Origin of the sequence: Streptomyces sp. PT12 (assembly GCF_003311645.1) — a bacterium.
Classification (GTDB): Bacteria; Actinomycetota; Actinomycetes; order Streptomycetales; family Streptomycetaceae; genus Streptomyces.
In genome coordinates this window covers 23177-40694 of record NZ_QEST01000051.1, presented here as the reverse complement: position 1 = coordinate 40694, position 17518 = coordinate 23177, and the positions used below count along the sequence as shown (strand labels likewise).

The 17518-nt window shown below is 72.6% G+C and carries 19 protein-coding genes and 4 pseudogenes; 9 read left to right on the top strand and 14 right to left on the bottom strand.

From position 1 onward, the window contains the following. A partial coding sequence (locus tag DEH69_RS31300; RefSeq protein WP_181727267.1) for a hypothetical protein occupies positions 1–250 on the top strand: 250 nt, incomplete at its 5' end. An 89-nt stretch (positions 251–339) separates the two neighbouring features. Here DEH69_RS31300 and DEH69_RS31295 read toward each other — a convergent pair. The 3 genes and pseudogenes from DEH69_RS31295 to DEH69_RS05320 all read right to left on the bottom strand — a co-directional run bounded on the left by DEH69_RS31295 (position 340) and on the right by DEH69_RS05320 (position 2207). Next, positions 340–1014, bottom strand: coding sequence for a serine hydrolase (locus DEH69_RS31295; RefSeq protein WP_113685714.1), 675 nt, complete (start codon positions 1012–1014; stop codon positions 340–342). Next, positions 1001–1276: pseudogene (locus DEH69_RS33565) on the bottom strand (serine hydrolase); the annotation flags it as partial. The pseudogene DEH69_RS33565 and the gene DEH69_RS31295, both read right to left, overlap by 14 nt. A gap of 37 nt (positions 1277–1313) precedes the next feature. Continuing rightward, on the bottom strand, positions 1314–2207 hold the full coding sequence (locus DEH69_RS05320; protein ID WP_220131190.1) for an SDR family NAD(P)-dependent oxidoreductase: 894 nt from the start codon (positions 2205–2207) through the stop codon (positions 1314–1316). An 80-nt stretch (positions 2208–2287) separates the two neighbouring features. On the opposite strand from DEH69_RS05320, the gene DEH69_RS05315 reads away from it, so the two are divergent. The 3 genes from DEH69_RS05315 to DEH69_RS05305 all read left to right on the top strand — a co-directional run bounded on the left by DEH69_RS05315 (position 2288) and on the right by DEH69_RS05305 (position 3824). After that, positions 2288–2908, top strand: a complete 621-nt coding sequence (locus tag DEH69_RS05315) for a TetR/AcrR family transcriptional regulator (RefSeq protein WP_113685713.1) — start codon at positions 2288–2290, stop codon at positions 2906–2908. Positions 2909–2933: 25 nt separating this feature from the next. Then, positions 2934–3299: a VOC family protein gene (locus DEH69_RS05310; protein WP_258534450.1), complete on the top strand. Its 366-nt coding sequence runs from the start codon at positions 2934–2936 to the stop codon at positions 3297–3299. Positions 3300–3599: 300 nt separating this feature from the next. After that, a complete protein-coding gene (locus tag DEH69_RS05305) occupies positions 3600–3824 on the top strand; it encodes a WHG domain-containing protein (protein WP_113685712.1) in 225 nt (74 codons plus the stop codon). A gap of 57 nt (positions 3825–3881) precedes the next feature. Here DEH69_RS05305 and DEH69_RS05300 read toward each other — a convergent pair whose 3' ends face one another. The 4 genes from DEH69_RS05300 to DEH69_RS05285 are packed head-to-tail and all read right to left on the bottom strand — an operon-like array spanning position 3882 to position 6590. Continuing rightward, entirely contained in the window at positions 3882–4751 is an 870-nt protein-coding gene (locus DEH69_RS05300) for an NAD(P)-dependent oxidoreductase (RefSeq protein WP_113685718.1), read from the bottom strand. Positions 4752–4809: 58 nt separating this feature from the next. Further along, positions 4810–5766: a hypothetical protein gene (locus DEH69_RS05295; RefSeq protein ID WP_113685711.1), complete on the bottom strand. Its 957-nt coding sequence runs from the start codon at positions 5764–5766 to the stop codon at positions 4810–4812. A 52-nt stretch (positions 5767–5818) separates the two neighbouring features. Further along, a complete protein-coding gene (locus DEH69_RS05290; RefSeq protein WP_113685710.1) occupies positions 5819–6184 on the bottom strand; it encodes a co-chaperone YbbN in 366 nt (121 codons plus the stop codon). Next, positions 6120–6590: a MerR family transcriptional regulator gene (locus DEH69_RS05285; protein WP_113685709.1), complete on the bottom strand. Its 471-nt coding sequence runs from the start codon at positions 6588–6590 to the stop codon at positions 6120–6122. Before DEH69_RS05285 ends, DEH69_RS05290 begins: the two co-directional genes overlap by 65 nt. Before the next feature lie 136 nt (positions 6591–6726). Between DEH69_RS05285 and DEH69_RS05280 the strand changes: the two genes are divergently transcribed. Continuing rightward, entirely contained in the window at positions 6727–7131 is a 405-nt protein-coding gene (locus tag DEH69_RS05280; RefSeq protein ID WP_258534449.1) for a hypothetical protein, read from the top strand. Between the two features lie 13 nt (positions 7132–7144). Here the strand turns inward: DEH69_RS05280 and DEH69_RS05275 are convergent, their stop codons facing one another. Together DEH69_RS05275 and DEH69_RS05270 are read right to left on the bottom strand one after the other, a co-directional pair. Next, positions 7145–8431, bottom strand: a complete 1287-nt coding sequence (locus DEH69_RS05275) for a damage-control phosphatase ARMT1 family protein (protein ID WP_113685708.1) — start codon at positions 8429–8431, stop codon at positions 7145–7147. A gap of 393 nt (positions 8432–8824) precedes the next feature. Beyond that, complete coding sequence (locus tag DEH69_RS05270) at positions 8825–9400, bottom strand: HIT family protein (RefSeq protein ID WP_258534448.1); 576 nt, start codon at positions 9398–9400, stop codon at positions 8825–8827. Positions 9401–9649: 249 nt separating this feature from the next. Between DEH69_RS05270 and DEH69_RS05265 the strand changes: the two genes are divergently transcribed. Then, positions 9650–10813, top strand: coding sequence for a CehA/McbA family metallohydrolase (locus DEH69_RS05265; RefSeq protein ID WP_220131189.1), 1164 nt, complete (start codon positions 9650–9652; stop codon positions 10811–10813). Positions 10814–10957: 144 nt separating this feature from the next. On the opposite strand, the gene DEH69_RS05260 is transcribed toward DEH69_RS05265, so the two are convergent. After that, complete coding sequence (locus tag DEH69_RS05260) at positions 10958–11587, bottom strand: GNAT family N-acetyltransferase (protein WP_181727264.1); 630 nt, start codon at positions 11585–11587, stop codon at positions 10958–10960. Here DEH69_RS05260 and DEH69_RS33345 point away from each other — a divergent pair. Next, positions 11586–12560: pseudogene (locus DEH69_RS33345) on the top strand (VanZ family protein); the annotation flags it as partial. The gene DEH69_RS05260 and the pseudogene DEH69_RS33345 overlap by 2 nt on opposite strands. Positions 12561–12683: 123 nt before the next feature. After that, positions 12684–13649 (top strand): annotated as a pseudogene (locus tag DEH69_RS32365) (SDR family NAD(P)-dependent oxidoreductase); the annotation flags it as partial. Between the two features lie 55 nt (positions 13650–13704). Here the strand turns inward: DEH69_RS32365 and DEH69_RS05250 are convergent. After that, complete coding sequence (locus DEH69_RS05250; protein WP_113685704.1) at positions 13705–14613, bottom strand: SMP-30/gluconolactonase/LRE family protein; 909 nt, start codon at positions 14611–14613, stop codon at positions 13705–13707. A gap of 108 nt (positions 14614–14721) precedes the next feature. On the opposite strand from DEH69_RS05250, the pseudogene DEH69_RS05245 reads away from it, so the two are divergent. Continuing rightward, positions 14722–14874: pseudogene (locus DEH69_RS05245) on the top strand (response regulator transcription factor); the annotation flags it as partial. 58 nt (positions 14875–14932) lie between these two features. On the opposite strand, the gene DEH69_RS05240 reads toward DEH69_RS05245, so the two are convergent. From DEH69_RS05240 to DEH69_RS32360, 3 genes are all read right to left on the bottom strand, one after another. Continuing rightward, the gene (locus tag DEH69_RS05240; protein WP_113685703.1) at positions 14933–15367 is read right to left on the bottom strand and encodes a DUF2752 domain-containing protein; all 435 of its coding nucleotides are present in this window, start codon (positions 15365–15367) and stop codon (positions 14933–14935) included. Between the two features lie 7 nt (positions 15368–15374). Then, the gene (locus tag DEH69_RS05235; RefSeq protein ID WP_113685702.1) at positions 15375–15755 is read right to left on the bottom strand and encodes a TM2 domain-containing protein; all 381 of its coding nucleotides are present in this window, start codon (positions 15753–15755) and stop codon (positions 15375–15377) included. An 83-nt stretch (positions 15756–15838) separates the two neighbouring features. After that, positions 15839–17404 (bottom strand): ABC transporter permease subunit, encoded by a 1566-nt coding sequence (locus DEH69_RS32360; RefSeq protein ID WP_258534447.1) that lies wholly within the window; start codon positions 17402–17404, stop codon positions 15839–15841. Positions 17405–17518: the final 114 nt, after the last annotated feature.

The following is a 17518-nucleotide window of genomic DNA, read 5'->3' as shown; positions in this document are numbered from 1 at the left end:
CCACCAGCCACTGAACCTCAACAACCAAGATCAGCCGTTGACTGGACAGACCCGCTTCACGTCCAACGGTGTGCCGTTCCCGCTCTGCGTCGAGTGCGTCTCTCTGGGGTGGCTCAAAGACACCATCGGCATCGATCGTCCGAAGTCGCTCAACGATGTCGTCGCAGCACATCTGGGTGTCGGCGGAAACCCCTGGAGCGGCCGTGTCTGGGCTAAGGTCATCGAGCCGTCCGCCGATGTCGAGCGTTGACGCCACCCTGCCCGGACGAGCCATGCCGTACAGCGGGAAGCACCGCAACCGCCACGGCCGCGTGCGCGGTGTCACCCGGGGCGCGGGTGTCAGCCCTGCATCGCCGCTGGTATCAGCTGGCGCAGGAGGGCTTCGATGTGCGTCTCCTCGTCGTTGCACAGGAGCGCGACCGTCGCGTCGAGGTGGGGTGGCCAGGCGAGGAAGGATTGGTACACCGGGTTGTCGCCGGAGTGGAAGCGCGCCGCGTGGCCGGTGAGTGTGCCGAGGAAGTATCCGCAGCCGCCCGCGGCCATCGCGCCGTCCAAGGGCACGTGCGGGGCGGTCATCGCCTCGCGTGAGCGGGGGGTGAGGAGGTGTCCGGCGTTGAACGCGGCGGTGTGGAGGGCCAGATCGTCGACCGTCGACCAGAGGTCGCCGGGCCCCGGCAGGGCGGCGAACTCCGCCGTGTCCACACGTCGGCCCGCACGGTAGCCGTGTGCCACCGGCTCGGACGGGGCCTCGCCGACGCATGTCGATGTCGTGCCGAGGGGCCGCAGGACCCGCTCGGTGAGGGAGTCGGCGTAGCCCTGCGCGCTGACCCGCTCGATGATCCATGCCGTGAGGAGGTATCCGGGCGAGCTGTAGTGCCACGTGCTGCCGGGTGTGCAGCGCAGCGGGAGGCTTGAGAAGCGGTCGAGGATGTCGCGCGGGTCGCCCGGCCGGTCGGTGCCGAACCCGGGAGGTCCCGCAGTGGCCCATACCCGAGGTGAGGGTGAGGAGTTGATGCGGGGTCAGCCGCCGCCAGCGTTCGGGGCAGTCGGCGAGCCGACGGGAGATCGGCTCATGGAGGCCGATCTCTCCCTTCTCGACCAGGGGCATCGCCGCCGCCGCGGTGAACTGCTTGCTCACCGAGGCGATCTGGAAGCGGGTGTCCGGCGTGCACACCGTCCCGGCGCGGCGCTCGCGGCACCGGCCGCGGCCCGCAGGACGGTTCTTCCGCCGCGGGTCACCCAGAACGGCGCCAGAGAAGCCGTCGATCGTTTCCATGCGGCAACGGTAGCCATGGCGCCGGGTCAGGGACACGTCACAGGATGGGCGGGAGGCCCGTGAGGTGGGCGCTCTCCTCCCACAGGCGGTCGAGGCGGGCCGGTTCTGTGGTGTGGGGGGCGGTGGTGACCTGGGCGCGCTTGACGAAGAAGCGGCCGGTCACGTTCTCGACGTCAGGGGAGGTCGCCAGCCAGACGGGGGTGTCGGCTCCGGCGTCCGGGCGGCCGGAGAAGGGGCGGAGCGCGCGGGTCATGAGCCGCAACGTGCCCCGTTGGGCGTCGTGGCCGAGCCGCGTGCCCTTGATGATGCCCGGATGCACGCCGTTGACGGTGATGCGCGTGCCCGCCAGGCGCTCGGCGAGGGAGTAGACGAACATCGCGTTCATGTTCTTGGTCCGGCCGTAGCTGACGAAGGGCCGGAAGCTCGGGATGGGGCCGAGGCCGCGTCCCGTCGAGCACGACAGGTCGTCAAGGTCCACCGGCGCCCTGGTGAGCCCGGTCGGTGAGGCTCCCACGACGACGAACCTCGCGGGCCGCTCGCCGACCGTCGCGACGAGCGAGCGCAGCAGGAGGTACGGGGCGAGGTGGTTGGTGACCAGGATCCGCTGGAGACCTTCGGAGGTGACGTCCGCCACGGGCGCGATGACGGCCGCGTTGCTGATCACGATGGTCGGCGGCTCCTGCTCGTCGAGGCGCTTGGCCAGGGCGCGGACATCGCTGAGGAGCGAGAGATCCGCGCGTTCCGTCCTGAGGTCGGCGTGCGGGACGGCAGCGTGGACGCGTCGCCTGGCTTGTTCGAGCCGTTCCTCGGCGCGGCCGACCATCACGACGGTTGCGCTGGCCTCAGCGAGGCGGCGGACGATCGCCTCGCCGATACCGCTGGTCGCTCCGGTGACCACTGCCCGCTGCCGCACGGTGTTCTCCTGTCGCACGATGGACCCCCTCCCTTAGGTTGACGTTGTCAACCTAAGGGAGGGGGTTGACAACGTCAACCGCCGCTTAGCATGACCTCATGGCATCAAGCACGCGCGAGGCGTTGGTCGACACGGCTGCCGCGCTGCTCGACGAGGGGGGCGTCGAGTCGGTGACGCTGCGCGAGGTCGGCCGCAGGACCGGGGTCTCGCACAACGCCCCCTACAAGCACTTCGCCAGCAAGGAGGTGCTTCTCGCCGCGGTCGCCACCCGCGAGCTGGAACGCCAGGCCGCGCTGCTCGCGGCCGCCGCCGAGCGCTCGCGTTCGCCACGGGCCCTGCTCCGCGCGGCCATGCACGTGTATATCGCCTGGGCGCGCGACCATCCGGCGCGCTTCAAGCTGGTGTTCGGCAGGTGGTCGGTCGGCTCCGCCGAGCTCGGCGTCGCCGCGGACACGGCCCACGGCCTGCTGACCGGCATCGTCGCCGCCGCGCAGGAGGCCGGTGCCCTTCCGGGCGGCGATCCCGTTCGGCTGGCCTCGCTCATGCGGGCCCTCGTGCACGGCGCGGCCGACCTCGCCTCGGCCGGGCACCTGGCGTCGGACGGGAAGGGCCATGCGAGCCCCGAGCAGCTGGTCGACGACCTCATCGGCTATCTGGACGCCGCGGCGCGCGCGATGCGGGCCGACCCGCCAGCCATGGAGGACGGCGCGTCCGGGTAGGTTGCCCGGCATGCACAGGAGCCGTGTGTACGCCGTTATCATCGACGCGCCCGAGGCCGAGGCCGAGCGGTCGGTCGCCTTCTGGTCGGCGGCTTTGGGGGCCAGGGCCAAAACGTTTGCGCCTGAGCCGCAGTTCACCACGCTGCGTCGGGCCCTGCCGGGGCTTGTCGCCGCCGTGCAGGCGGTCGATGACGCGCCCCGGATGCATCTGGACATCGAGACCGACGACCTCGAGGCGGAGACCGAGCGGCTGGTCGCGTTGGGCGCCGAACGCGTCTCGCGGTGGCAGGAGTGCCAGGTGCTTCGCGTACCCGGCGGTCATCTGCTGTGTGTGCTGCCTGTGGAGACCGACCCCGAGGACTTCAGGGAGCATGCCAACGTCTGGCCCTGACGCGGCGGCTCACCCGGTGGTGAGGCGGCGCTGCTCGACGAGACCGGGGACGAACGCGCCATCACGCTGCGCTCGGTCGCCCGCCGCGCCGGGATCGCCGTCCCCTCGATCTGCGCGCACTTCCCCGACCAGCCAGCGATCACGCTGGCCGTCGTACGGCGGGAGTTCGCCGCGTTGGAGAGCCGTCCGCACCGCCCATCTCGACTTCGCGCGCGACCATCCCGAGTGCTATCGCACGATGTTCGGCGGCCTGTGGATGCCGAGCCTCGACGGCGGCTCGGTGACGGAGGAGGAGAGGACATGACCGGGCTCGGCACGGCGAGCGTCTCGATCGTCAGCGAGGCCCTGGGCGACTGCGTCGCCGCGGGGCAGGCCACCAGCGCCGACCTGTCGCGCGACACGGTCGCGCTATGGCTGGGGCTGCGCGGATTCGCCCACCAACGGGCCGTCAGCGTCGCCTTTCCCTGGCCCGAGGACACCGCCGAACGCATCATCACCGCACTCGCCGACCTGAACGACGCCTGAACGACGCCTGAGCGGCCCTTGGGCAGCCGGGGGCGGTGGCGCTCAGGCCGCCTGGGCTCAGGCCGTCGTGTCGCTCACGTGGTCGCGCCATGTGTGGGCCGGGGCGTAGCCGAGGACGCGGCGGGCCTTCGCCGTGGACATCAGGGACTCGTGGGTGCCCAGCGTGCCGCGGATCTCGACGTCCGGGAACTCGGCTGCGGCCAGGTCGGTGGACGGGGTGGACATCACCGTGTCGGGGCTGGCGATGACGAAGACCTCGCGTCCGCTCCCCGCGTACTCAAGACCCTTGCGCACGGCCTGAGCGCCGTCCCGCGCGTCGATGTACGACCAGAGGTTCCAGCGGCGCAGACGGGGGTCGGCGTCGAACGCGGGGAAGGCGGCGTAGTCGGCCACCTCCATCACGTTGGAGAACCGCAGGCCGACCATCTTCAACTCCGGGTCCCAGCGGCAGAGCTGGTCGGCAAGGTGCTCCTCCAGGTGCTTGGCCAGCGAGTAGTTGCTCTCGGGGCGGCCGGGGTACTCCTCGTCGACCGGGAGGTAGGGCGGGGGCGTGTCGAAGGGCAGGCCGAGGACGGTTTCGCTCGATGCCCACACGATGTTCTTGATGCCCGCGACGCGGGCGGCGGAGAAGACGTGGTGGGTGGCCAGGATGTTGTTGCCGAACACGGCGGTGTTGGGCACGAGGCCGGGCGCGGGCACGGCGGCGAGGTGGGCCACGGCGTCCACGCGGTCGTAGCGGTCGTCGACGCCGGTCAGCGCGCCGACGGTCTGGCCGTAGTCGGTGAGGTCGACGCGGACGAACGGGCAGATCCGCTCGGCCGGGGCGACCCGGTCGAGGTTGACCACGTCCCAGCCGTGGTCGAGCAACTCCCTGACGACAGCGCGGCCGAGCTTGCCGCTCCCCCCGGTGACAGCAACGCGGGACATGCGATCACGCACCTTCACGAGCAGTGGTTCGAGCAGGTGCCACCCAACCACACGCCGGTCAGTTGAGCGTGCCGGAGAAGCCGCTGTATATCTCCGTGGCCTCGCAGAACCCGAAGCCCAGGCGGGCGGCCAGGGTCAGGGCCTCGTCGATCTTCGTGAGGTTCAGCGCGCAGTACTCCTCCCAGCCGTCGCTCGCCGCGGGGGCGATCAGGGCGTCGCGATGGGTCGTCAGGTGGGTGCGGGTGGCGGGGACCGCCTCGGGTGGGACATAGCCGCCGACCATGTCGTTGTGGATGATCGTCTCCTCCTCGAGCCACTCCAGGTCGGGGAACTCCTCCCGCAGCGGCCGGTGCAGCGCGGCCGGTCGTATGAAGGCGCCGCGCGGCAGGTGGGCCTCGGCGAGGAGGTGGGTGGGCCAGGTCAGGCCGCGCGACATCCAGCCGGGGGTCAGCTTGGACGCGAAGTCCAGGACGGTGAACGCCACTTCGCGGCCGAGCATGTCGACCTCGTGCTGCTGCGACGGGGTGTCAGGGTCGGGAACGGCCTCCCGCCCCTCGCGCAGCCCGACGGCGAGGGCGCGCACGACGCGTATGCGCCACGACAGCGAGCGGCCGAGCTCCTCCTCGCCCGGCAGGGCGCCGCGGCTCTCGTCGGGGGTGACCCGGGCGGGCAGGGCCGGGTCGATGCGGGCAAGCATCTCGCGGGCGAGGGCGTCGACTCCCTCGGCGGGCGTGGCCAGATACCGCTGGACGGCGTCGGCGACCTGCTCGGGGTCGTCGCCCGCGACGAGGAACGGGCGGCCCCAGACGTGCACATCGGACTCGATGGCGTCGTCCTTCGCCTCCAGCGCGCCGAGCGCCCACTGCTTGGCGCGGAAGCGGGTCCCGCGGATCCCGACCGCGCGGGCGATCAGGTCGTCGATGGCGTCGTCGTCCCCGTGCCCCGCGATGTACGGCAGCAGTCTGTCCTCGACGAGCCGCAGGTCAACGGGGTGGAAGCTGGTGTCGTATCCCATGTCGCGGACCCTACTCCCGACCACTGACAGTGACCGCCGACAGCGGCCTTCGCTACTCCCCCAGGCCGTCGGCCAGCTCGGCGAGCAGGCGGTGTTTGGGGCGCGCGCCGGTCAGCGAGGTGACCGGGGCGCCGTCGCGGAAGAGGATCAGGGTCGGCGTGGAGAGCACGGCGTGAGCGGCGGTGGTGCGGGGGTTGTGATCGACGTCGAGCGTGACGATCCGCAGCCGCCCCTGCCGTTCCGCCGCGATCTCCGCCAGGACGGGGGCGATCATGCGGCAGGGCGGGCACCAGGCGGCGGTGAAGTCGACCAGGACGGGGAGCGGGGAGGCGAGGACCTCGGCGGCGAAGGTGTCATCGGTGACCGCGGCCAGGGTGGCAGGGGCGGCGTTCGCCGGGCCGTGCGGGCTGTGGCGCATGGGCGGGGTCGGGCGCATGGGCGGGTTCCTCCACTTCCGCGTCCGCGGTGGCGAGTTCGGCCTCCGCGGTGGCGAGGCGCTGGTGAACGATGTCCCGCACGGCGGTCAACTCGCCGATCACCGCGTTCAGCTCGGCGAGCTTGTGGCGGTAGGCGGCGAGGGACGCGGGACAGGTGTCGCCCGTGGGGTTGCCCGCGCGCAGGCACTCGACAAAGGGGCGGGTCTCCTCAAGGCCGAAGCCGAACGCCTGGAGCGCACGGATCTGCCGCAGCAGCCGCAGGTCGTCGGCTCCGTAGGTGCGGTGCCCCTTGGTGTCGCGGCCCGCGGTGAGCAGGCCGAGCGCCTCGTAGTGACGCAGCGCGCGCGTGGTCGTTCCGGCCAGGTCGGCCAGCTCTCCGATCCTCATCGGGCCTCCCTCGGGTCGCCGACGACGGTATGCCTTGACGTCGACGTCAACGCCAGGCCGCGGGGGCCGCTTCCCACGCGCCACTTCGCGCCCCGCGCCAGGCCCGTTGTCAGTGGCGGGAGTTACCTTCTGTCCCATGATGGTGGTCAAGCCGTCCGAGCGGTGGCGGGAGCGAGTGGCCGAGGAGGCCAGGGGGTTGGCGGCGGGCACGGTGGACCCGTCGTGCGCATGGGCGGTGGAGCTGTTCCCCGAGCCGATGCTGACGGCCACGGACGCCGTGCTCGCGGCGTTCGACGCGGAGGTGGGGGAGCTGAGAGAGCCGTCGGACGCGCGGGGGTTCGAGGCGGTGGAGCGGGTGGTCCGCTCGCTGAACCGTGTGAACGAGGAGTTCGGCGGGGCCGCCTACGAGACGGAGGAGCGAGAGGAGTTGTGCGCGTACATCGACGGAGTGCTGTCCTGGCACGGCCTCGACGTGGCGGCGCTCGCGGCCCGGCGCGGCCTGGGCCGCCACGAGATAACGGACCGCTGGCGCGACTGGTGAGGGACGGCGGCGCTCAGCGCGGCCGTGGGGTGCGGCGTTCCCGCGTGTCCGCCTGGATCAGGGCGTGGGTGCCGGTGGTGCGCCAGGGCTCGGCCGTGGCGTCGAGCGCGGCGACGGTGTGCGGGGCCAGGCCGGTGATCACGTCGGACTTGAGGGTGCGCAGGGCGACCAGCGGGCCGGGGAAGTGCGCGGTCCTCTCGGTGAACGGTGTGGTGGCGGGCCAGAGCCGATCGCCCACGAGGCGGCGGTAGTTGAGGTCGCCCTTGAGCACGGTCACGGTGGCGGTGGCGAGGTGGGCGCGCAGGTCGTCCGGCATGGCGTCGTAGGGCAGCGGGGCGCAGAAGAAGGGGTGGGCGGCGACGGTGAGGCGGCCTGTGGCCATCGCGCTCCACAGGCGTGCGCCCGCCGCGGCGGCGTAGCCCTGGGCCGAGGCCAGGCGGCGCAGGGCGGCGACGACATCGGCCAGGGTGGCGTCGGACACATAGTACGGATACGGCTTGACATGCAGAGTGACCGTTTCGGCCCGTTCGGCGGCGAGGAGGTGATCGATCAGGATCAGGTCGGGGATCAGCTCGCGACCTGAATTGTCCGCGATGAGATGTGCGGTGGCGCGGGCGCCCGTCGGGAGGAGCGCCCAGAGGGCGGCGCTGTCGTCGGCGAGGAGCGGGGAGCCGCCGCCGCGTTGGCGGGTGCCGTGCCCGTGTTCGGGGGTGCCGTCGCCGTGTTCGGGGGTGCCATCGCGCTCGTGGGCGCCGCCGGAGTCGATGCGGAAGCCGAGGTCGGCGCGGTTCCCCCAGAGGGAGGCGTGCAGCAGGGCGGGGCCCACGGTGTCCGCGGGGCGGTCGGTGAGCTGGTCGAGGGCGGCCAGCTCGGCAGCGACAGCCGAGCCGCCGAGCTCGTCGCCCTTGGCCGGGGCGAACGGGTCGACGCCGTGCCAGGGCCCCGGGTCGAAGTGGCCAAGGACGCCGAGGAGTCGGCGGTAGAAGTAGCTCTCGGCCCACAGGAACGGCACGGCGTACCACGTCCGCCCGATGTGCTCGCGCCCCCAGCGCTCCCACCTGGCGTGGTCGTCGTGCGCGTCGGGTGGCAGGGGCTCGACCACCCCCTCGGTGATCTCGGTGAGGAGGGCGTCGAGCCCGCGGCGCCGGTCGGGCGGCCAGGGGAACGCGTCGGCGACCTGCCGGATCAGCGTGGGGTGGCGGGTGGCCAGCACGCCATGGGCGAACGAGCCGGGGTCGTCGCCGGTGATCGGCGGCACATCGGGTCGCTCGGGCGGCTGCCGCGGGTGCTGGACTGACACCGCCTCACCGTAGCCCAGGCGGCGCCGTCGAACGTGATCAGGTGGGCGGCGTCCGCGCCGTCGAAGACGGTGGCGAGGGTCCGGGTCGGCGAGGTCGCCGCCGACCACCTCGACCAGGTGCTGCCCGCGCGGCCGCGGGGGCGGGTGAACGCGCTGGGCTCCGCGGTGTTGAGCGTTCCCTATGAGGGTGCGACCGTTGATCCTTCGACGTTGATCGCCATTGCTTCGGCAGTGCGCAACAGCGAGCGTTTGCGGGTCGACCGCTGTGCGCGACGTGGAGCCGTACCGTGACCTTCGGCGCGGTGGAGCCGGTCGATGCCGGGACGAGCACGTTGCGCATCGGTTCGGACAGTCTCGATCACCTCTAGGAACTGACCGATCGGCTCCGCCAGGCTATGGACCGGGGAACGCGGCCCTCAGGCGGTCGGCCAGCGCGGCCTTCTCTTCGCGCGTGGGCTCGAGCACGCCGTTCTCCGCCATGAGGGCGTGGTACTGCCGCTGTTCATAGGGGACGCCGCGCGGCAGGCCCGCGACGTGCCAGTGCACATGGGCGTTGCCCTGCTGGCTGCCGAGCGACAGCAGATGCGTTCGCTCGGGCCGTAGCACCGCATCGAGCGCGAGCGCCGCGCGCCGCACCAGCAGCGTCAGCCGGGCATAGGCGGCCTCGGCCAGGTCGCGCACCACGCCCTCGACGTGCGCCTTCGGGGCCAGGAGCAGCGTGCCGGGCAGCGTGGCCCACCGCGCGAGGAACACCATGTGCTCGGCGTCCTCGTGGATCACCTCGTGCTCGCGGCGGTAGGCGGGGTCCTCGGCCGCCATCGCGCACAGGAAGCAGGGGCCGTTGCGCACGCGCCGCTCGTAGGCGACCAGGTCCATCGGCCGTTTGTCCAGCGATCGTTCGTCGGGCGATCGTTCGCCCGGCAGCCGTTCGTCGGGGCTCGGCTGGCCTGCCTCGTTCGGCCCGTTCACCCTGTTCAACTTGCCAGGTTCGATCGGCCCGGTGGCCTGGTGCGCCCTGTCCATGGGACGGACACGCTACCCGGTGGGCGGCGGGGCACCGGGGCGTGCACGCGCGACGCGTGCGGGACGAAGGGTGTTCAGGTGCGGGTGGCGAGGGGTTCTTGGCGTGTTCTTGTCAGGATGCTGGAGTGGCCTGACATGGGCAGACATTCGCATCCGCATCCTCACACCCCTGCCGAAGGACCGAGCCGCCGTGCCATGCTCGGCGCCGCGGGCGGGCTACTGATCGCCGCCGCAGCGACCGGTGGCGCGCAGGCGGCTCCCACCAGGACCATGGCCGCGACGGCCGGTGCCTCGCGCGCCTCGCGGCTGTACGACCCGCTGGCCACCACCCTGGTCCACGCCGACATGCACAACCACACGGTGATGTCCGACGGCGACGGCGACCCGGCGCTCGCGTTCGCCTCGATGCGGGACGCGGGCCTCGACGTGGCCGCGCTGACGGACCACAGCACGCTGTTCTCGATCGAAGGGCTCAGCTCCGCCGAGTGGTCGCGCACCGGCGAGCTCGCCGACGCCGCCGACGACCCTGGGCGTTACACCGCCATCCGCGGCTTCGAGTGGTCGCACCCGCTGCTCGGGCACGCCAATGTGTGGTTCACCGAGGACTGGGTGGATCTGCTCGGCGCGAGCTCGATGGGCGGCTTCTTCGACTGGCTCGGCGCGCGCCAGGCGATCGCGAGCTTCAACCACCCGGGCCGCGAGATCCTGCGGTTCGACAACTTCGCGCACGACGCGGCGGCGCACGAGCAGGTGGTCGGCCTCGAGATGTTCAACCGCACCGACGACTACCTCTTCGAAGGCTGGTCCGACGGGCGCGCGTCGCCGCTGGCGGCATGCCTCGACGCGGGCTGGCGCACCGGGCTCAGCGGCGTGACCGACGAGCACGGCACGGACTGGGGCTTCCCCGAGGGCAAGGGCCGCAGCGGCCTGTGGGTCACCGAGAACACGCGGGCGGGCGTGTTCGAGGCGATGCGCGCCCGGCGCTTTTTCGCCACGCGCCTCTCGGGGCTGCGCCTCGACGCGACCGCTGGGGGCGTGCGCATGGGCGGGACGCTGCCGCTCGCGGCCGGGGACGTGCCGTTCGTGGTGGACCTGGACCGCGGCCCCGACTGGGTGGGCAAGCCGCTGAACATCCAGGTGCTGCGGCCGGGCGGCGACGCGCCGACCGTCGTGGACGTGATCGAGACGCAGTCGGGGCGGGTCACGGAGTTCACCGTTCCGCTCGACGTGGAGGACGGGGCGTGGGTCGTGCTGCGCGTCTCCGACCCGGCACAGGCCAACGGGACGCCGGGACCCGAAGGGCACCCATGCAACGACTGGGGCGTCGCCTACGCGAGCCCCTGGTGGCTCCAGCCGTGAACGGGCCCTCGTCCGGGCCACCCGTTGGGCCGGGACGTTGGCCTGGCTCGTGGGCTCGGTCGATGGCCAGGGCGTTGGGCCGGGTCGTTGAGCCGGACCAACAGGCTGGATCGCTGGGCTGAGACGATGGGCTGAGACGATGGGCTAAGGGAGTCGGACGCTGAGCTGGCGGCCGAGCTCGTGGAAGCCGAGGGCCGCCGCCACCCGGCGCGACGCCGCGGGCCTGGCCCGCCACTGGGGCAGCAGGCGCGCGGACCGCGCGTGGGCGACGGCCGCGGCGGCGGCGCGGCGGGCGAGGCCGCGGCCGCGCAGGTCGGGGGCGGTCAGCACGCACAGGTGGGCGGTCGCGGCGGGCCAGAGAACGTAGCCCGCCGCGGCCACCGCGCGCCCGCCCTCGCGAACGGTGAACGCGGGCGATGTGATGTCCGCGAGGCCGCTCTCCCCGGCGTCCGCGGGGCCAGCCGCCGCGAGCAGGGAACGCACCTCATAGTGATCGGGCGGAAGTTGCTCGATGTCCTCGGCCTCGGGGGCGCCCCGGGGGGCCTCTGGAACGGCCTCGGGCGCATAGGCGAGGGTGGCGGGGCCGAGGACGTCGGCGAAGGGAAGGACCGCCGCGAGGGCCTCGGGGTCGGTAAGCGCGGGGGTGGGCAGGGCGGCCACGGCGCGGCGCAGTGCCGTGGCCTGCGCCTCGGTGGGCACGGTGGCGACGGTCGCCGTGCCGAGGGTGACGATCCCCGCCCAACCGGGGGGCGCAAAGCGCGAGTCGGGCGCCATGACAACGGTGGCCGCGCCCTCGGCAAAACGAACGCGCGCCCCGGCCCATTCCTCCCAGACGGCGGTCGCGTGCCTGGTCAGGGCGTCATCGCTGATGAGTGTCCCACCGATCCCCGACCGGTTTTCTCTCTCGCTTCTTCACCGGGGAATCGACTCTTCCGTGACGGACGGCAACCATATGGCGACGGATGGTGGTCTGAGTGGGGGAGAGCACTTCTTCACCGTTCGATCGGGAGGATCCTTGAGTCACAGCATGAGGAGCGCCGGGGTGGGGACGTCCTGGCCGCGCCGGTCGAGTCGTGCACGAAGCCTGCCACGTCTGCCATGCGCGCTACGCCTGCCACGCCTGCCACGCCTGCCACGCACGGGAGTTGGGCGGAGCGGAGCGAGAGTACACGGTGGTGCACCGACAGGGAGCGAGGGGATCACCATGGCGAGACTCGCGCCGTTCCACGCGGGCCGGTGGACCAGGGCAGGAGCCAGGGGCGACCCCCCGCCCCCGCCCTGGCCGTCGCCACCGCCACCGCCACCGCCCGCCGAGGAGGAGGGGCCGCCGCGCGTGCCATGGCCGCAACGCTCCACCTGGGGCGCCTCGCTGGCACGGGCCATGGTGCTCGGGGTGGCGCTCGTGGGCATGGCCGCCTTCGCCGTGGCGCTGGCCCGGGCGACGCTGGTCCCCTCCCCCGGGTCCGAGGACATGGTGCACACCAACCTCCGCCCCGGCGCCTCCATCGACGCGTATATGGACCAGCCCGATCTCGCCGACACCGTCCGGCAGATAGGCGGGAACGTCCTGCTCGGCGTCCCGTTCGGCGTCCTGCTGCCGATGCTCTTCCCCCGGATACGCGGCCTGGTACGGGTGACGCTGTTCACGGCGCTCGTGATGGTGATGGTGGAGCTGTCGCAGGGCTGGATCGTCAAGGGCCGGGCGTTCGACATCGACGATGTCCTGCTGCACATGACCGGTGCGCTCATCGGCTACCTCCCCGCGGGCCGCCGCCTGGGCCGGGCGCTCCATCGCGCCGCCGTCACTGGTGGCATCGGCGGCCACGGCGGGCTTGCTATCGAGTCCACTCCAGTTCCTAGGGTCGCCGACATGACCACCACGACACCACAGCACCCCATTTCCTCGGGCTTCGGGGCCAGGAGCACGGCGGACGACGTCCTGCGGGGCATCGACCTGACCGGGCGGCTCGCCCTGGTGACGGGCGGGTACTCGGGCATCGGTCTCGAGACGACGCGCGCGCTCGTCAGGGCAGGCGCCAGGGTCGTCGTGCCCGCCAGGCGGCGCGCCCTCGCGGAGGAGGTCCTGGTCGACCTGGCCGACCATGTGGAGATCGACGAGCTTGACCTCGCCGACCTCGACAGCGTCCGGGACTTCGCGGCCCGCTTCCTCGCCACGGGCCGGTCGATCGACATCCTCATCGCCAACGCCGGGATCATGGCCTGCCCCGAGACCAGGGTCGGCCCGGGCTGGGAGGCCCAGTTCGCGACGAACCACCTCGGGCACCACGCCCTGGTCAATCTGCTCTGGCCCGCCCTCGCCACCGGCGGCGGTGCCCGCGTGGTGGCCGTGTCCTCCGGTGGGCACGCGCACTCGGGCATCCGCTGGGACGACCCGCACTTCGAGCGCGGCTACGACAAGTGGCAGGCGTACGGGCAGGCCAAGACGGCGAACATCCTGTTCGCCGCCCACCTGGACGCGTTGGGCCGGGACTTCGGGGTGCGGGCGTTCTCGCTGCACCCCGGTGGGATCCTGACCCCGCTGCAACGCCACCTTCCCCGCGAGGAGATGGTCGAGTACGGCTGGATCGACGCGGACGGGAATCCCATGAATCCCTCGTTCAAGACCCCGGAGCAGGGCGCCGCGACCCAGGTCTGGGCCGCGACCTCGCCCCAGCTCAAGGGACTCGGCGGGGTGTACTGCGAGGACTGCGACATCGCCAGCCCCGTCGACCCCTCCGACCCCTGGACCGGGATCCACGAGCACGCCACGGGCGCCGAGCGGGCGGCGCGGCTGTGGGCGCTCTCGGCCGAGCTGACCGGGGTGAACGCGTTCGCCGCGGACGCCTCGGACACCCCGAGCGCCATCGCGGGCGCCATCGCGGGCGGCGCGGTCAGGGCAGCGGAGGAAGGCCGGTGACGCTCATGACCAGGGAGTAGACGGAGGTGGTGGCGGCGATGAAGAGGCGGTTGCGGCGGGGGCCGCCGAAGCGGATGTTGGCGACGACCTCGGGCACCTTGACGCGACCGAGCAGGGTGCCGTCGGGGTCGTAGCAGTGGACGCCGCCGTCCATCGCCGCGGCCCACAGGCGACCGGCGTCGTCGAAGCGGATGTTGTCGAAGCTCCCCAGGGTGCAGGCCGCGAAGACCTCGCCACCGGACAGCGTGCCGTTCTCGCGCACGTCGAAGGAGCGGATGTGGTTCGCGCGGCTGTCGGAGACATAGAGCCGCCGCCCGTCGGCGGAGAAGACCAGCCCGTTGGGTCCGTCGAAGCCGTCGGCCACGAGACGCACCTCGCCGTCGGCGGGGTCGACGCGGTAGACGTTGCACGCGCCGATCTCGCTCTCGGCCCGGTGCCCCTCGTAGTCGGAGACGATGCCGAAGTCCGGGTCGGAGAACCACACGGCGCCGTCGGCGGCGACGGCGGCGTCGTTCGGGCTGTTGAGGCGCTTACCCAGGTAGCGGTTCGCGAGGACCGTGACCGACCCGTCGTGCTCGGTGCGCGTGACGCGGCGGTTGCCCTGCTCGCATGTGATCAGGCGGCCCTCGCGGTCGAGGGTGTTGCCGTTGGGATGTCCCGCGGGCGAGCGGAAGACGCCGACCGCACCCGTCGTCTCGTCCCAGCGCAGCAGCCGGTCGTTGGGGATGTCGCTCCACAGCAGATAGCGCCCGGCCGGGACGTACAGCGGCCCCTCCGCCCAGCGGCACCCCTCGTACAGCGTCTCAAGACGCCGGTCCCCGAGGTCGCACCGCCCCGTGCGGAACCGCTCGTCGAACGCCTCGTACACGCCACCCTCGCCCATCGCCCCACTCCTCTCCTCACGACCTCACGACCTCACGCCCGCCCGACCTCACGACCATGCCACCTCACGCGCCCGCCCGATCTCGCGCACCCGCCCGACCCCGCGCTGGGGCTGTCCAACGCGGAGATCGCGACCCGGCTCGTCCTCGCCGAGTCCACGATCAAGACCCATGTGAACCGCGCCCTGGTCAAGCTCGGCCCGCGCGACCGCACCCGGGCGGCGATCTTCGCGTACGAGGCCTGCCCGGTCGTTCCCTCATGAGGCGCATCCTCGTGAGGCGCATCCTCGTGAGACGAACGGCCGCGGCCCAACGGCCGTGCTACCCGGCGATGTTGCGCGCCACGCCCCACACCACCGCCACCGCGAGCAGCGCCGCCGTGGGCAGCCGGGCGAAACGCGGCCGGTAGCGGCGCCCACGCAGCCCCTCCACCAGCCAGCGCCCGCCCAGCCAGCCGAGCAGCGGGACGCCCACGAGCAGCAGCACGGGGTTGTCGGCCCACGCGGCGGCCAGGTCGCCGTGCAGCAGGTCGTAGCACATGCGGGTGGCGCCGCACGAGGGGCAGTCAAGGCCCGTGGCCCAGTTGAACGGGCAGCGCGGCAGCAGCGTCCCGCCCTCGTGCGGGTCGGCCCCCCACAGGTACACGGCCCCCACGACACCGGCGGCGAGCGTGGCCAGCGGCGGCGCGGCCGGGTGCGAGAGCCGACCCGCGCGCCCGCGGAACGCCCCAGGCGCCCCCCGTTCCGTCGTCCCCATCGGCCCGTCAGCTCCTCAGCACGCGGCCCGCGCCGTCCGTGCGGTCGTCCTTGACCAGGAAGAGGATGCCGTCGATGAAGGCCCAGAGCCCGCAGCCGCCCAGCGTGAGCAGCTGGGCGATCGCCATGCCGATGTGCCCGGTGTACCAGCGGCCCGCGCCGAATATGCCGAGGAGGAGCTGGAACAGCGCCGCGACGACCTTGGACTTCTCCGAGTAGGGCCGCCCGAACCGGTCGTAGCCGAACGGCGCGGCCGGGTCGTACGCGAACCCCGGGGCGCCGTAGTGGCCCGGCGGCTGGCCGTAGTGGCCCGGCGGCGGGTAGCCGTCGGGCCGGGGGCCCGGCTGGCCGCCCGGGGGCGGCGGGGCGAAGGGGTTGTGGTCTGACATGTCCCCCCTGGGGATATGAAGGGTGCGGAACGGTCGTCCGGCCGACCCCGCCATACTGCCAAAGAACCGGCCCCGGGAACCGTTCAGTCCAGCAGCGCCCCGGTCCACGCCGCCGCCCGCCGCTCCGCGTGCTCCGCGTCGCCGCGCCACGCCGCCCCGTGCCCCTCGCGCCACAGGGTGGCCCAGGGCTCGCGCCCCTGTTCGCGCCCGGCGCGCAGAAAGTCATGCATGGCGCGCGAGCGGGCGGCGACCAAGGGCACGAGCGCCCGGCGTTCGGCCTCCCCCGCCAGGCCGTAGGCGTCGACGAAACGGCGCAGGCGGGCCGCCTCCGCGCCCTCGTCGCGCCCAAAGCCCGGAAGGCCGGTGAGGGGCACGAACCCGCGGGCCGCATAGGCCAGATCCCACAGGCGCGTGCCGGGCGCGAGGAGATCCCAGTCGATGAACGTCCAGGCGTCGGTGGCCTCGTCGAGCACCAGGTTCCAGGGCGCGAGGTCATGGTGAACGATCAACCCGGGCTCACCGAACTCACCGGACTCGCCACGCGCGCCGGACTCGCCACGCGCGCCGGGCGCGCCGGGCGCGGGGATCAGCACCTGCCAGCGCGCGTCGGGCGGCGGGGTGAACGCGGCCATCGCGTCGTGGAACTCCCGGATCAGCCGCGCCACATGGACCAGCCGCCCCTCAGGTTCGAGCAGCCCGAAGCGCTCGGGCCACACGGTGGCCCCCGGGGCGAACGTCAGCACCTCGCGGCCGCGTTCGTCCAGGCCGAGCGCGCGCGGCGCCGCCCGGTAGCCCACCGCGCGCAGGTGGTCGAGCACCGCGTGCACCGCGGGCGTCCAGGGGCCAGCGGGCCTGCGCACAGTGTCGCCGACCCGCACCACCCCGGCGCTGGCGTTCCCGCCGGTCAGCGGCTGCTCGTCGGGTACGTGTCGTTGGGGCACCCCCGCATTGTGCCCGGGCATGGTACAGAGCGCGGCCACGAAGACCGCCGCGCGCACCTGCGGCAGCTTGACGTCGAGCGCGGTGCGCACCTCGCCCGCGCCGTCGAGGCGCGCCGCCTCGACCGTCGAACGCGGCACGGCCTGGAGCGCGACATAGACGAACACGACGTTAAAGCCGAGCGATTGCCACAGCGCGATGTTGACGAGCGAGAACATCACCGCGCCGCCGTTGAGGAAGTCGACCTCGGCGCCCAGCCCGTCGAGGACGTCGATCACCGGGCTCAGCCCCGGGGTGTAGAGGTAGGCCCAGACGATCGCCGCGATCAGCCCCGGCACGACGTGCGGCAGGAACAGCACGGTGGAGAAGAAGCGGCGCGCCATGGTCAGGGCGCTGTCGAGCAGCAGGGCGAGCGCGGCGGAGAGCGCGACCAGCAGCGGGAGATAGATCAGGCCGTAGACCAGCACGCGCCCCGTGCCCTTCAGGAACACCTCGTCGGTGAGGGCGCGGTGGTAGCTGCCGAACCCCGCGAAGACCTTGCGCGGCCCCTCCCAGCCGATGCCGTCGAAGCTGTCACGGAAGAGGCTGAGGCCAACGGCGTAGAGCAGCGGCGCCAGGTAGGTGAAGAAGAAGAGCAGGAAGAACGGTCCGAGCAGCAGCAGTACGCCGTTGCGGCGTTCGCGGGCCCTGGCCGTGGTGAGCGATGCCATGGGGGTGTTCCCGTCCGTAGGGGTGCTTCCGTCCGTGCGTGGTCCATGCGTGGTCCATGCGTGGTCCATGCGTGGTCCATGCGTGGTCCGTGGGTGCCCGCGGAGGGCGGCCCG

Coding starts and splice junctions, on each gene's coding strand:
- DEH69_RS05305 (WP_113685712.1), top strand. CDS start 3,600: ATGACCGGGCTCGGCACGGCGAGCGTCTCGATCGTCAGCGAGGCCCTG.
- DEH69_RS05290 (WP_113685710.1), bottom strand. CDS start 6,184: ATGCGCCACAGCCCGCACGGCCCGGCGAACGCCGCCCCTGCCACCCTG.
- DEH69_RS05285 (WP_113685709.1), bottom strand. CDS start 6,590: ATGAGGATCGGAGAGCTGGCCGACCTGGCCGGAACGACCACGCGCGCG.
- DEH69_RS05295 (WP_113685711.1), bottom strand. CDS start 5,766: ATGGGATACGACACCAGCTTCCACCCCGTTGACCTGCGGCTCGTCGAG.
- DEH69_RS05240 (WP_113685703.1), bottom strand. CDS start 15,367: ATGGGGACGACGGAACGGGGGGCGCCTGGGGCGTTCCGCGGGCGCGCG.
- DEH69_RS05265 (WP_220131189.1), top strand. CDS start 9,650: ATGCTCGGCGCCGCGGGCGGGCTACTGATCGCCGCCGCAGCGACCGGT.
- DEH69_RS05315 (WP_113685713.1), top strand. CDS start 2,288: ATGGCATCAAGCACGCGCGAGGCGTTGGTCGACACGGCTGCCGCGCTG.
- DEH69_RS05300 (WP_113685718.1), bottom strand. CDS start 4,751: ATGTCCCGCGTTGCTGTCACCGGGGGGAGCGGCAAGCTCGGCCGCGCT.
- DEH69_RS32360 (WP_258534447.1), bottom strand. CDS start 17,404: ATGGCATCGCTCACCACGGCCAGGGCCCGCGAACGCCGCAACGGCGTA.
- DEH69_RS05235 (WP_113685702.1), bottom strand. CDS start 15,755: ATGTCAGACCACAACCCCTTCGCCCCGCCGCCCCCGGGCGGCCAGCCG.
- DEH69_RS05280 (WP_258534449.1), top strand. CDS start 6,727: ATGATGGTGGTCAAGCCGTCCGAGCGGTGGCGGGAGCGAGTGGCCGAG.
- DEH69_RS05260 (WP_181727264.1), bottom strand. CDS start 11,587: ATGGCGCCCGACTCGCGCTTTGCGCCCCCCGGTTGGGCGGGGATCGTC.
- DEH69_RS05250 (WP_113685704.1), bottom strand. CDS start 14,613: ATGGGCGAGGGTGGCGTGTACGAGGCGTTCGACGAGCGGTTCCGCACG.